This window comes from Streptomyces sp. NRRL WC-3549, assembly GCF_000721935.1.
Classification (GTDB): Bacteria; Actinomycetota; Actinomycetes; order Streptomycetales; family Streptomycetaceae; genus Streptomyces.
Genome location: NZ_KL585421.1, coordinates 150,694 through 162,253, shown reverse-complemented (window position 1 = coordinate 162,253; position 11,560 = coordinate 150,694). Strand labels below are relative to the sequence as shown.

The 11,560-nt window shown below is 73.7% G+C and carries 11 protein-coding genes and 1 pseudogene; 8 read left to right on the top strand and 4 right to left on the bottom strand.

Going from position 1 to position 11,560, the window contains the following annotated elements; translation table 11 throughout:
- Together IH13_RS38410 and IH13_RS0126115 are read left to right on the top strand one after the other, a co-directional pair.
- Window positions 1–1,051: bifunctional phosphatase PAP2/diacylglycerol kinase family protein (locus IH13_RS38410; protein ID WP_031088404.1), on the top strand; the 1,051-nt coding region annotated here is incomplete at its 5' end.
- Between the two features lie 108 nt (window positions 1,052–1,159).
- Window positions 1,160–1,966 carry a methyltransferase domain-containing protein gene (locus tag IH13_RS0126115; RefSeq protein WP_031088402.1) on the top strand — a complete coding sequence of 269 codons (807 nt, stop codon included), beginning with the start codon at window positions 1,160–1,162 and terminating at the stop codon, window positions 1,964–1,966.
- A gap of 153 nt (window positions 1,967–2,119) precedes the next feature.
- Here the strand turns inward: IH13_RS0126115 and IH13_RS0126110 are convergent, their stop codons facing one another.
- Window positions 2,120–3,247 (bottom strand): FAD-dependent oxidoreductase, encoded by a 1,128-nt coding sequence (locus IH13_RS0126110; protein WP_031088401.1) that lies wholly within the window; start codon window positions 3,245–3,247, stop codon window positions 2,120–2,122.
- 540 nt (window positions 3,248–3,787) lie between these two features.
- Between IH13_RS0126110 and IH13_RS0126105 the strand changes: the two genes are divergently transcribed.
- Window positions 3,788–4,141: a VOC family protein gene (locus tag IH13_RS0126105; protein WP_031088399.1), complete on the top strand. Its 354-nt coding sequence runs from the start codon at window positions 3,788–3,790 to the stop codon at window positions 4,139–4,141.
- Window positions 4,142–4,148: 7 nt separating this feature from the next.
- Here the strand turns inward: IH13_RS0126105 and IH13_RS38405 are convergent.
- Window positions 4,149–4,679, bottom strand: a pseudogene (locus tag IH13_RS38405) (AAA family ATPase).
- A 246-nt stretch (window positions 4,680–4,925) separates the two neighbouring features.
- Between IH13_RS38405 and IH13_RS0126090 the strand changes: the two are divergent.
- The gene (locus IH13_RS0126090) at window positions 4,926–5,279 is read left to right on the top strand and encodes a DUF6204 family protein (RefSeq protein WP_031088398.1); all 354 of its coding nucleotides are present in this window, start codon (window positions 4,926–4,928) and stop codon (window positions 5,277–5,279) included.
- A 48-nt stretch (window positions 5,280–5,327) separates the two neighbouring features.
- On the opposite strand, the gene IH13_RS0126085 is transcribed toward IH13_RS0126090, so the two are convergent.
- Window positions 5,328–5,972 carry a class II aldolase/adducin family protein gene (locus tag IH13_RS0126085; protein ID WP_031088396.1) on the bottom strand — a complete coding sequence of 215 codons (645 nt, stop codon included), beginning with the start codon at window positions 5,970–5,972 and terminating at the stop codon, window positions 5,328–5,330.
- Window positions 5,969–7,252 carry a 3-oxo-tetronate kinase gene (gene otnK / locus IH13_RS0126080; protein ID WP_031088395.1) on the bottom strand — a complete coding sequence of 428 codons (1,284 nt, stop codon included), beginning with the start codon at window positions 7,250–7,252 and terminating at the stop codon, window positions 5,969–5,971. Before otnK ends, IH13_RS0126085 begins: the two co-directional genes overlap by 4 nt.
- Window positions 7,253–7,450: 198 nt before the next feature.
- Here otnK and IH13_RS0126075 point away from each other — a divergent pair, with 198 nt between their 5' ends.
- The 4 genes from IH13_RS0126075 to IH13_RS0126060 form a co-directional block, all read left to right on the top strand.
- On the top strand, window positions 7,451–8,860 hold the full coding sequence (locus IH13_RS0126075; protein ID WP_031088393.1) for a homoserine dehydrogenase: 1,410 nt from the start codon (window positions 7,451–7,453) through the stop codon (window positions 8,858–8,860).
- Entirely contained in the window at window positions 8,860–10,218 is a 1,359-nt protein-coding gene (locus IH13_RS0126070) for a GntT/GntP/DsdX family permease (protein ID WP_031088392.1), read from the top strand. The genes IH13_RS0126075 and IH13_RS0126070 overlap by 1 nt, the downstream gene beginning before the upstream one ends.
- A gap of 140 nt (window positions 10,219–10,358) precedes the next feature.
- Window positions 10,359–11,150, top strand: coding sequence for a DeoR/GlpR family DNA-binding transcription regulator (locus IH13_RS0126065; protein WP_031088391.1), 792 nt, complete (start codon window positions 10,359–10,361; stop codon window positions 11,148–11,150).
- 178 nt (window positions 11,151–11,328) lie between these two features.
- On the top strand, window positions 11,329–11,560 hold a 232-nt coding region (locus IH13_RS0126060), incomplete at its 3' end, for a TetR/AcrR family transcriptional regulator (protein ID WP_031088389.1).

Genomic DNA, 11,560 nt, shown 5'->3' with positions numbered 1-11,560 from the left:
GGCGGCGGCCGTGGCCGCGTCGCGCGTGTACACGGGGGTCCACTACCCCAGCGACGTCCTGGCCGGCGCGGCTCTCGGCATCGGGGCGGCGTTCGCCCTGCGCGGCGTCGTACCGACCCGTGGGCAGCTGCCCGCGCCGGGCAGGCCGCCGGCCCAGGCGCCCGCACTGCCCGCCGGGGAGGGGCTCGTGGTGGTGGTCAACCGGGCGTCCGGGACCGCGACCGCTACCGCGGGGCTCGTCCGCGACGCGCTGCCGCTGGCCACGGTGATGGAGTGCGCGCCCGACGACCTCTCCGGGTGCCTGGAGGAGGCCGCGGAGCGGGGCACGGCACTGGGGATCTGCGGGGGTGACGGCACGGTCAACATGGCGGCGGCGGTCGCGGCCAGGCACGGGGTGCCGCTCGCGGTGTTCCCCGGGGGGACCCTCAACCACTTCGCGTACGACCTGGGCGTCGAGGCGGTGCACGACACGGTGATCGCGCTCACCGCGGGCGACGCGGTCCGGGTCGACCTGGGACGGTTCCGGCCGGGCCCGCACGGCCCGTCCGGTCCGGACGGGTACTTCCTCAACGCGTTCAGCCTGGGGGTGTATCCGGAGCTGGTGCGGACCCGCGAACGCTGGGCGCCGCGGATCGGCGGCTGGCCGGCCGGTGTCCTGGCGGCGTTCGAGGCGCTCCGCGGCGAGCGCCCCCTGACAGCCGAACTCCAGGGGAGGCGACGGCCGTTGTGGCTGCTCTTCGTGGGCAACGGGATGTTCCAGCGGGTGGGCCCGGCGCCCGGCCGACGCCACAACCTGGCGGACGGACTGCTGGACGTACGGGTGGTGCACGGCGGCCGCACACCGGGCCTCCGACTGCTCGCGGCAGCGGTCGCCGGGCCCCTGAGCCGCTCCCCCGTCCACGCGGCGGTGCGGCGTCGCCAGGTCCGGATCTCCGGCCTCGCGGAGGGCACCCCTTACGCGTACGACGGCGAAGTGGCGCACTCCGGAACGGAGTTGCAGATCGACAAGGTGCCCGAGGCGCTGAGCGTCTACTGCCCGAGGCCGGTGTGAGTGCGCCCGCATGATGAGATCACCATCTCATGATGTGGCGTCCGGGCGTACGGTGACAGGACCGCCGGCCGCTCACGCGCGCCCGGTCCCGAGAGAGGATGCACGGCCATGCCCGAGGAAACCGCCGTCTACACCCACGGTCACCACGAGTCGGTGCTGCGCTCGCACCGGTGGCGCACCGCCGCGAACTCCGCGGCCTACCTCCTGGGCGAACTCCGCCCCGGCCTGCGGGTGCTGGACGTCGGCTGCGGGCCGGGCACCATCACGGCCGACCTGGCCGCGCTGGTCGCGCCGGGACGGGTGACCGGCGTCGACACCGGCCGCGGCATCCTCTCCCAGGCGGCCACGGTGGCGGACGGACGAGGCCTGGACAACGTCGAGTTCGCCGTCGCCGATGTCCACGCCCTGGACTTCCCCGACGACGCCTTCGACGTGGTCCACGCCCACCAGGTGCTCCAGCACGTGGGCGACCCGGTCCGGGCGCTGCGGGAGATGCGCCGGGTGTGCCGGCCGGGCGGCGTCGTCGCGGTGCGCGACAGCGACTACGCCGCGATGGCCTGGTATCCGGAGGTGCCGGGCATGACCGACTGGCTGGACCTGTACCACCGGGTCGCCCGCTCCAACGGCGGCGAGCCCGACGCCGGGCGCCGCCTGCTCTCCTGGGCCCGGCGGGCGGGCTTCACGGACATCACCCCGAGCGCGGGCGCCTGGTGTTACGCCGGGCAGGACCGGGCCTGGTGGAGCGGCCTGTGGGCGGACCGCACGACGGCCTCGGCGTACGCGGAGCGCGCGATCGAGGGCGGGCACGCGACGGCCGGACAGCTGGCGGGGATCGCGGACGCCTGGCGGGCGTGGGGCGAGGAGCCCGACGCGTGGTTCATGGTCCCGCACGGCGAACTGCTCTGCCGGGCCTGACACCCGGGACCCGGCGCCGGACGCCCGGTGCCCGGTGCCTCGCGCCCGGTGCCCGATACCTCACGCGCGGTACCCGGTGCCTCGCGCCCGGCGCCCGGCACCTCACGCGCGGTACCCGGAGCCCGCCCACCGGCGGACGCCTCGCGGACCGCCCTATTCCGGCTGCTCGTCCTGGGTGAACGCGGCGATCAGGTCATGGGGTGTGACGTCGTTCGAGGCGCTTCCGGGGGCCTCGGGATCCGCCGCCTCGGCGCTACGGGGGAACATGGCCTGCTCGTACGCGGTGAGCGCGGCCTCGGCGTCGCCGGGGTGCGCGGCGAGAGCCTGGCCGAGTTCGGCGCCGTCGAGCATGGCCAGATTGGCGCCTTCGCCGTTCGGAGCCGCGAGGTGGGCGGCGTCCCCGAGCAGGGTCACTCCCGGCACCCGATCCCACCGGTGCCCCGCGGGCAAGGTGTGGAGGGGGCGCAGGACCGGCGCGATGTCGCTGTCCGTGATCAGCGCGGTGAGTTCCGGCGCCCAGCCGTCGAACTCCTGGGCGATCCGGGCGGTGGCCGCGGCGGTGTCGGTGAAATCGATGGCGGCGAACCACTCCTGCGGCTCGGACAGCCCGACGTAGGCGTGCAGGGTGTCACCCTTCTCCCGGTGGGCGAAGATCTCCCTGCCGGGGGTGTGCACGATCATCGACCCGCCGCCGACCGCTTTCGCGGCGGCCGGGTGCCGGGTGGCGGCGTCGAGGAGGTAGGTCTCGACGAGCGACTTGCCGGTGTACTCCGGTACGACGGTGGTGAGCAGCGGCCGGACCCGTGACCACGCGCCGTCCGCACCGACCAGCAGGCCGCTGACGACGGTGGCGCCGTCCGCGAACGTCACCTCGTGGAGGCCCTCGCCGAGGGTGCGCGTACCGCTGACCTTGCGCCCCCGCCGGACGGTACCGGCCGGGAGGGAGTCGAGCAGGATCTGCCGCAGCTCGCCGCGCTGCACCTCGGGGCGTCCCCCTGTGCCGTCGTCGTCCTTGTCGAACAGGACGGTCCCGGCCGGGTCGAGGAGCCGCATGGCCTGGCGGCCCTCAAGGACGAGGCCACGGAACTCGTCGGTCAGACCTGCCGCGGCGAGGGCGGGTTGGCCGCTGTGGTCGTGGATGTCGAGCATCCCGCCCTGCGAGCGCGTGGCCGGGGAGGGCTCCGCCTCGTACACCGTGGCCGGTATGCCGTAGAGGTGCAGGACGCGGGCGAGCGTGAGGCCTCCGAGTCCGGCGCCGATGATCGTGATGTCGGTGGTCATGGGTACTTCCTTCCTGATGGCGGGCCGCCGGACGGTGCCCCGGCGGTCGACGCCGGGAAGACGGGAACACCGTTCCGGCGAGCCGGGACGTTCGGGACCGAGAGCCGGCGCCGACCCGCACCACTCTCGCGGCGGGCGCCGACAGACCACCGACAGCGCACCGACCACCTCCGACAGCCACCCGACACCGGACATCCATGGGGCCGCCCTCGCCCGGCGACCAGCCGCCGGTTTCGCGGTACGGGGGCGGCGCCACCGACGCCTTCGTCCGTCCTCGCCTCCTCCCTGCCCGGGGTCGCCGTCCCCCTCGGCGTCGAGCGCCACGTCGCGCACGGAGTCGCCCGGGCCCCGGAGCCACCTCCCGGCTCGGTGCTGCCCGCCCCGAGGCCGTGCCGGGCAGCCGTCTGACGGCAATCACGAGCCCGGTCGCCCACGACCCGGCCGGCTCATGCCCGGGCAGCGGGAGTACCGCGACGGGTCCACGGTGCCGTCCGGCGGAATCGATCACACCTCGCCGCAGGTCCAACTAACCTCGTGGGCATGGAGATTCTGGGAACCACACTGCGTATCTGCGTCGACGACCTGGACGCCTCGGTGGCCTTCTACGAGGGCCTGACCGGCACTCCCGCCCTGCGCTTCGAGCGCGGTGGCGTCTCGGTGGCCGCCATCGGCTGCTTCCTCCTGATGAGCGGACCGCAGGCGGAGATCGACGTGCTGCGGAAGGTGTCGGCGACCATCGCGGTGAAGGACGTCGAGGAGGCCCACGCGGCGCTGACCCGCGCGGGGGCGAAGGTCATCGCCGGGCCCGTCCCCACTCCGGCCGGCCGCAACCTGATCGCCCTCCACCCCGACGGTTCGGTCTTCGAGTACGTCGACCGGACCGCCTCCGCCTGACGGCCGGTCATCCGAGGTGGCGCATGACCTCGTCGGCCAGTTCGCCGGTGGACCGCTCGCCGTCGAGGCGTACGGTCCCGGGCCGGAAGCTCCCGGCCGCAGCCGTGCAGCGGGCGATCTGCGCCTTGCACCACCTGCGGACGATCTCGTCGCGCTCGGGGTCCCCGGGCACGACGGTCCGCGCGTCGAGCCGGGCCTCCAACGTGTGCGGGGGGACGTGCAGGAAGAAGTGGTGGACCTACACCCCGGCGGCCTCGACCGCTCCGAAGATCTCCTCGGCGTATCCGGGGTCGACCAGCGTCATCGGCGCCAGCACCGGCCGCCCGTAGGCCCGTACCAGGTCGACGGCCATGCCGGCGACCTGGCTGCGCCACAGCGGCAGGTCCTGGAAGTCGCCGGTGGGCACCTCGACGATGTTCCTCAGGACGAAGCCGGTCTGCTCGGGGTCGTAGACCAGGGCGTCCGGCCTCCGCCGGTGCAGCTCGTCCACGAGCGTCGTCTTGCCGCTGCCGAAGGCGCCGTTCACCCAGATGATCACCGGATCAACGTATCGCGGGCGCCGGCCCTCGGAGGGGCACCGGCGGGTTCGCACCAGCCGGGGCCGGTACCGGGGCGGGAGGTCGCGGGCCCGGGCCGGGCGGGCCTCGGCGGCCACGATTATTGCGCATGTGCCTGGTCCTCGCCGTCGTACGCTTCGTTGCCCGACGCTTCGAAGGCCGTTCTCCGGAGCGCCTTCGAGAACGGCCTCGGGAGTGGCTTCCCGACAGTGAGGACGAACAGGACGATGAGCACGCAGCACACGTACCGGGTGATCGTGCGGGGCACCTGGGAGGGGCTCTCCGGCCCGGACCGGGAGCGCCTGCTGGCCGAGGTGGACGAACACGGGCTCGCCGCCATGCAGTTCACCGAGGAGGGTTCCCTCGCGTACGACGCGGCCCTGAAGCACTTCAGCTTCCGCTACGTGGTGGTGTCCGACCCCGGGGACGGCGACGAGATGGCCGCCGCCCTCGCGGAGGACCGCGCCGAGAGGACGCTCCGGGACCGTGGTCTGCCCCACGGCGAGCTGCGCTCCACCGTGACCGACATGGACACGATGAAGATCAACTACAAGGGGCGGCGGGGGCCCGGGGCGGCCTGACGGCCGGGAGAACCACTCCGCCGGAGCCGGAGCCGTACGTCCACGGCCTCAGCGGTGGTCGTCCCAGGGTGAGCCGTACTTCCGGGCGAGTCCGCCGGCCTCCTCGGGGGTGAGCAGCCGTGCGGGCCGTCCGCCCAGGGCGAGGAGCAGGGCCGAGACCTCCTCCAGTTCCACCGCCGCGTCGACGGCCTGCGCCATGGTGGCGCCGGCGAGGACCGGGCCGTGGTTCTGGAGGAGGGCCGCGCGGAACGGGAAGGGCAGCCGGGCGAGTTCCTCGGCCTGCCCCGCGTCGCCGGGCGGGGCGTACGGGAGCAGGGGGCTCTGGCCGACCCGCATCACGTAGTACGGCGTGAGCGGGGGAACGGCGCTGCGGGCCGACCACGGGGGCAGGCAGGAGACGGCGGTGGCGTGCCGGGCGTGCAGGTGGACGACGGCGCGGGTGGTGGTGTCGCGCCGGTAGAAGGCGCTGTGCAGGGGGAATTCCTTGGAGGGGCGCGGTCCGGCGAGGTGGACGCCGTCGAGGCCCAGTTCGCTGAGTCCGCCGGGGTCGATGTCGGCGAGGTCGGCACCGGTGGGGGTGATGAGGAAGCGGTCCTCGACGCGCACGCTGAGGTTGCCGGATGAGCCGGGGCTGAGCCCGAGCGAGGCGAGCCGGGCACCGGCGGCGGCGAGTTCGGTACGGGGGTCGCTCATGCCAGGGCGCTCCAGGCTTCCGTGAAGACGGCGGTGTCGCCGAAGTTGCCGGACTTGAGGGCGAGGTCCACGGTGTGCTCCCGGCCGTGTGCCCGGCCTTCGGCGCGGGCCCAGGTGACGCCGGGGGCGATGGGCGCGCCGATGGACAGGGCGCGGACGCCGAGTGCGGTGACGACGGCCCCGGAGGTCTCGCCGCCGGCCACCAGGAGCCTGCGTGCGCCGGCCGCGACGAGGCCGGTGGCGCAGGCGGCGAGGGCCCGTTCGACCAGTTCGGAGGCGGCGGGTGCGCCGTCGGGTGCGCTCCGTTCGAGGTCGTCGAGGTCGCCGACGGCGTAGATCAGCGGGGGCCGCCCCGGGGCGTCGTCCCAGGCCCGCCGGGCGAAGGCGACGAGGCCGGCGACCGTGCCGGTGAAGTCGGTGCGCAGGGCGGCCGGGTCGAGCTTGCGGTGCGGCAGCCGGGTGCGGGCGTGGGCGACCTGGGCGCGGGTGGCGGCGGAGGCGCTGCCGGAGAGGACGGCACCGGGGTCGCCGGGGGCGGAGGCGGGGGTGGCGCGGGCCGCGTCGGGGTGCGGGCCGGTGAGGCCGAGGGCGAGCCCGGCCGCGCCGGTGACGAGGGGGAGGTGGGCGGTGGCCGCGGAGACGGTGACCAGGTCCTCGTCGCCGACGGCGTCCACGACGACGAGCGCGTCGGCGAGGTCCGGGGCGTCGAGCGCGGCACGCAGGGCGGCGCTCCCCGCCCGTACGGTGTCGAGGCCGATGAGCCGGACCGGGTGTCCGGTCTGCGGGGCCAGGAGCCGGCCGAGGTGCGAGTCGCGCATCGGGGTGAGCGGGTGGTGCCGCATGGGGCTCTCCGCCAGGAGTTCCCCGTGGACGCGCAGGAGCCCCTGCTCGACGGTGCGCCCGGTGGCGGGGAACGAGGGGACGACGACCGTGCGGCGTTCGCCCAGCTCCGCGAGGAGGGCGTCGGCCACCGGGCCGATGTTGCCGCGCGGGGTGGAGTCGAAGGTGGAGCAGTACTTGAAGAAGAAGCGCGTGCAGCCGGCCTCGCGCAGGGCGCGCAGGGCCGTGAGGGAGGCGCCGACGGCCTCCTCGACGGGTGCGGTACGCGTTTTGAGGGCCACGACGACCGCGTCCGCCTCGCACAGCGCCTCTCTCCCCGTGGCGTCCGCGAAGGCGTCCGTGCCGACGGTCACCACGGCCCGGTGCCCCCGGGCGACGAGCATGGTGGCGAGATCGGTGGCTCCGGTGAAGTCGTCGGCGATGGCCCCGAGGGTCGGCATCGGACCTCCTTGCGTAGGGGGACGTGGTGCCGGGTGAGCTTCCCCGACGCCTGCATGTGAAAAAATGTTAACAGACTTTACGCAGGCGGGATCTGCTGATACATCTTGTTAACACGCTCCCCTGTGGTGCTCGTGCCGTTGCCGAGACCGCCTCGCCGGAGCCGTTGAACCGAGCCGTGCGCCCGTCTAGGAGAGCCCATGAATCTGCAACACCTGTTCGCCGGAACCGGCGACCGGACCGTGCGCTACGCGCTGTCCGGGGCCGGCGGCGGCTTCGCCCGGACCCTGCTCGCCCAGACCCCGCGCATCGACCGCCTGACCCCCGCCGTGCTGTGCGACCGGGACGTGGAGCGGCTGCGCGCGATGCTCGTCGAGCTCGGCTACGAGACCGGGGGGCTGCGTGTGTGCGCCGACGCCGACGAGGTCGCCCGCGCCGTCGAGGAAGGCTCCGTGGCCCTCGTCGCGGACAGCGCGCTGCTGACCGCCGCCCCCTGGGACATCCTGGTCGAGGCCACGGGGAGCCCCGCCGACGGATACGCGATGGCCCGCTCCGCCCTGACCGACGGCCGTCATGTCGCCATGGTCAGCAAGGAGGTCGACTCCGTCGCCGGTCTGCACCTCGCCGACCTCGCCCGGGACAACGGCGTCGTCTACACCACGGCCGACGGCGACCAGCCGGCCAACCTCATCGCGCTGGTGACCTGGGCCGAACTGCTCGGCCTGGACATCGTGGCGATCGGCAAGTCCAGCGAGTACGACCTCGTCTTCGACCCCGCGACCGGCTCGGTCACCCAGCTCGACACCACCGTCCCCGCCCCGGAGCTGGCCGGGCTGCTCACCCTCGGCTCCGACGTGCGCGCCACCCTCGCCGCCCGGGCCGCGGCCGTCACCGCGCTGCCCACCGGCGCCACCGCCGACTACTGCGAGATGGCGGTCGTGGCGACGAACACCGGATTCCGGCCGGACACCGAGCGCCTGCACTACCCGGTGGCCCGGATCGCCGAGCTCGCCGACGTCTACGCCCTGCGCGAGGACGGCGGCCTGCTGCACCGCCCCGGTGCCGTGGACGTGTTCAGCGCGCTGCGGCTGCCGGACGAGGCGTCCTTCGCGGGCGGCGTCTTCGTCGTCGTACGGACGGGCGACCCGGTCACCTGGGAGACGCTGCGCGGAAAGGGCCACGTCGTCAGCCGCGACGGCCGGTACGCGGCGGTCTACCTCCCGTACCACCTGATGGGCGTCGAGACCCCCGTCTCGCTGCTCTCCGCGGTGCTGCACGGCCGTCCGTCCGGCGGGACGGACCCGCACGCCCACGCCGTGCTCGCCGGCCGCGCCCGCCGTGACCTGCCCGCCGGCACCGTGCTCGACATGGGCGGCCACCACCACGACGTCACCGGCGTCCAGGCGGTCCTGCTCCGCGACGAGGACGCCCCCGCGGACACGGCGCCGCTGTACCTCGCCGCCCACGCCACCCTCGGGCGCGAGGTCCGGGCCGGCGAGCTGGTCACGCTCGGCGACCTGGCCGACCCGGACGCCGACCTGCTGCACGCCTGGACCTCCGGGCGCGCCTCCCGCGCCGCCCACTCCCCCGTTCCCCACGCGAGCCGATGATGAGCACCGACCTCCAACACCTCCTGCTGGGCGCCGCCGCGGTCGTCGTCCTGATCCTGCTGATCACCAAGGCCAAGCTCCACCCGTTCCTCGCCCTGGCGCTCTCCGCCCTGGGTCTCGGCCTGGCGGCGGGGCTCGGCCCCGGTGACACCGTCGGCCACTTCCAGGACGGCTTCGGCGACGCGCTGAAGAGCACCGGCCCCACCATCGGGCTGGGCACCATCCTCGGCGGCATCCTGCTGGGTTCCGGCGGTGCCGACCGGATCGCGACCGTCTTCATCGGCGCCCGTCCGGTGAAGTGGATCCCGACGGCGATCACGGCCGCGGCCCTGCTCATCGGGATGCCGCACCTCTTCGACGTCAGCTTCGTGATGCTGGTGCCGCTGGTGTACGCGGTGGCCAAACGCACCAACACCCACCTGCTGTACGTGGGTCTGCCGCTCGCCGCCGGCCTGTACATCTCGCACGGTCTGCTGCCCCCGCACCCCTCCCCCACGCTGGCCGTCTCGGCGTACGGGGCGAACACCGGCCTGACCATCATGTACGGCCTGATCATCGGCATCCCGATCGCGGTGGTCAGCGGCCCGCTGCTGACGAAGTTCGCCTCGCGGTGGTTCGGCCCGGCCCCGGACCTGGACAAGGGCCCCATCCCGGAATCGAGCCCCGAGCCGGAGAACCGCAAGCGGCCGGCCTCGTTCGTACTCGCCCTGATCACCGTGCTGCTGCCGCCCGTCCTGATGCTGATCGGGACCGTCGGCACCTCGAACACCGCGGAGGGCTCGCTTCCGTACGCGGTCTTCGAGGCGTGCGACTCCTCGGTCATCTCACTGCTGGCCGCGGTGGTCTTCGCCTTCTTCGCGCTGGGGCTGCGCTCCGGCTTCGGACTGAACCAGCTCCAGAAGATGGCGGGCAAGGGCCTCGGGCCGGTCGGCGGGATCGTGCTGATCCTCGGCGCCGGCGGCGGCCTCAAGGCGATGCTCACCGCGACGGGCATCGACAAGCTGATCTCCGACTACGCGGTGGGCTGGTCGATACCCCCGCTGCTGCTCGCCTGGCTGGTCGCGGCACTGCTGCGCATCTGCCTCGGCTCGGCGACGGTCGCCACCGCCGCGGCCACCGGGATCGTCGCCCCGCTGATCGGCGCCTACCCGGGGCTCTCGCCCGAACTCCTGGTGCTGGCCACGGCGTCGGGCGCGGTGATGCTGTCGCACGTCAACGACTCCGGGTTCTGGCTCTTCAAGGAGTACTACCAGCTCTCGGTGGCCCAGACCTTCCGCACCTGGACGCTCATGCTCTCCCTCCAGTCGCTGCTCAGCCTCGGCGGCGTACTCCTGCTGAGCACGTTCGTCGGCTCCTGAGGGCCCGTACCGCACCGGGCCGGGCCCGCTCGCCCGGTGCGGTACGGAAGACCCGCCGTGCCCGGTTGGGACGCCGCCGGGCGGAACGGCACAATCGAGCAGTGGCCGCGGTGGCCGCACGAGGAAAGGTGAACAATCCGGTGGCCGACGAAGAGCAGTTGCCCCTGATCCCCGATCAGCGACGCGAGCTCCTGCTGAAGCACCTGCGGCGCGACGGTGTGCTGAGCGTGCAGCAGATCACCCAGCTCTTCGGCGTGTCCCACATGACCGTCCGCCGCGACATCGCCGAACTGGAACGCCGGGGGCTGGTGTTCTCCGTACCCGGCGGGGCGCGGATCGCCAGCCATCTGCAGAGCGAACCCAGCTTCCAGGCCAAGGCCCTGATCGAGCAGCCGGAGAAGCAGGCCATGGCGACGGCCGCCGCGGAGCTGGTGCGCGAGGGCATGACCGTCTACCTGGACGCGGGCACGACGCTGCTGGCCATGGTGCCGCTGCTCGCCCGCCACGAGTCGCTGACCGTCGTCACCAACGACTTCACGACCGTGGACCGGCTGATGGGCTCCACGCACCTGGACGTCATACACATCGGCGGCCAGGTGGACCCGTCCAACCGGTCGAGCGTCGGGCGGCTCGCGGCCACGACGCTGCGTCAGCTCGCCCTGGACATCGCCTTCATCAGCACCAGCTCCTGGGACCTGCTGCGCGGGGTGACGACCCCGTCGGCCGCGAAGGTGGAGGTCAAGCAGGCGGCGATGGAGTGCACGGGGTCCAGCGTCCTCGTCGCCGGATCGTCGAAGTACGGGACCTTCGGCAAGTTCCGGGTGGCTCCGCTCAGCGCCTTCGACACCATCGTCACCGACCGGTCGCTGGCCGAGGCGGCGGCCGAAGGGCTCCGCGCCGGCGGCGCCGACCTGCGGCTGGCCGGCACCTGAGAGTCCCGTACCCCGCGTCCGTGCGCCCCTTCCGTCTTCGGCGGAAGGGGCGCACGGCGTTCCGGGACCCGGTGGGCGGGCGTACGCGGGGCGGGAACGGGCGGTACGGACAGGCTGCTCGGGCGCGGCAGGCGGGTGCGGGGAAAACCCTGACCGATCGGTCAGCTACGGTGGGCCCATGCCACGTCCACCGTCCGCGATGCGTCGCCACATCCTCGGATCCGCCCTGCGGCTCTTCGCCGAGCACGGTTTCAAGGGCACCTCGCTGCACGACATCGCCGCGTCGGCACACTGCTCCAAGGCGTCCCTGCTGTACCACTTCGCCAGCAAGGACGCGATGCTCACCGAACTGCTGACGCCACCGGCCGAGGGACTGAGCGCCCTCGGCGAGCAACTGGCGGCGCTGGACG

What these genes read in the sequence shown, in the direction of transcription:
- IH13_RS0126105 (WP_031088399.1), top strand. Translation starts at nt 3,788, where the DNA reads ATGGAGATTCTGGGAACCACACTGCGTATCTGCGTCGACGACCTGGAC.
- IH13_RS0126090 (WP_031088398.1), top strand. Translation starts at nt 4,926, where the DNA reads ATGAGCACGCAGCACACGTACCGGGTGATCGTGCGGGGCACCTGGGAG.
- IH13_RS0126110 (WP_031088401.1), bottom strand. Translation starts at nt 3,247, where the DNA reads ATGACCACCGACATCACGATCATCGGCGCCGGACTCGGAGGCCTCACG.
- otnK (WP_031088395.1), bottom strand. Translation starts at nt 7,252, where the DNA reads ATGCCGACCCTCGGGGCCATCGCCGACGACTTCACCGGAGCCACCGAT.
- IH13_RS0126115 (WP_031088402.1), top strand. Translation starts at nt 1,160, where the DNA reads ATGCCCGAGGAAACCGCCGTCTACACCCACGGTCACCACGAGTCGGTG.
- IH13_RS0126070 (WP_031088392.1), top strand. Translation starts at nt 8,860, where the DNA reads ATGAGCACCGACCTCCAACACCTCCTGCTGGGCGCCGCCGCGGTCGTC.
- IH13_RS0126085 (WP_031088396.1), bottom strand. Translation starts at nt 5,972, where the DNA reads ATGAGCGACCCCCGTACCGAACTCGCCGCCGCCGGTGCCCGGCTCGCC.
- IH13_RS0126075 (WP_031088393.1), top strand. Translation starts at nt 7,451, where the DNA reads ATGAATCTGCAACACCTGTTCGCCGGAACCGGCGACCGGACCGTGCGC.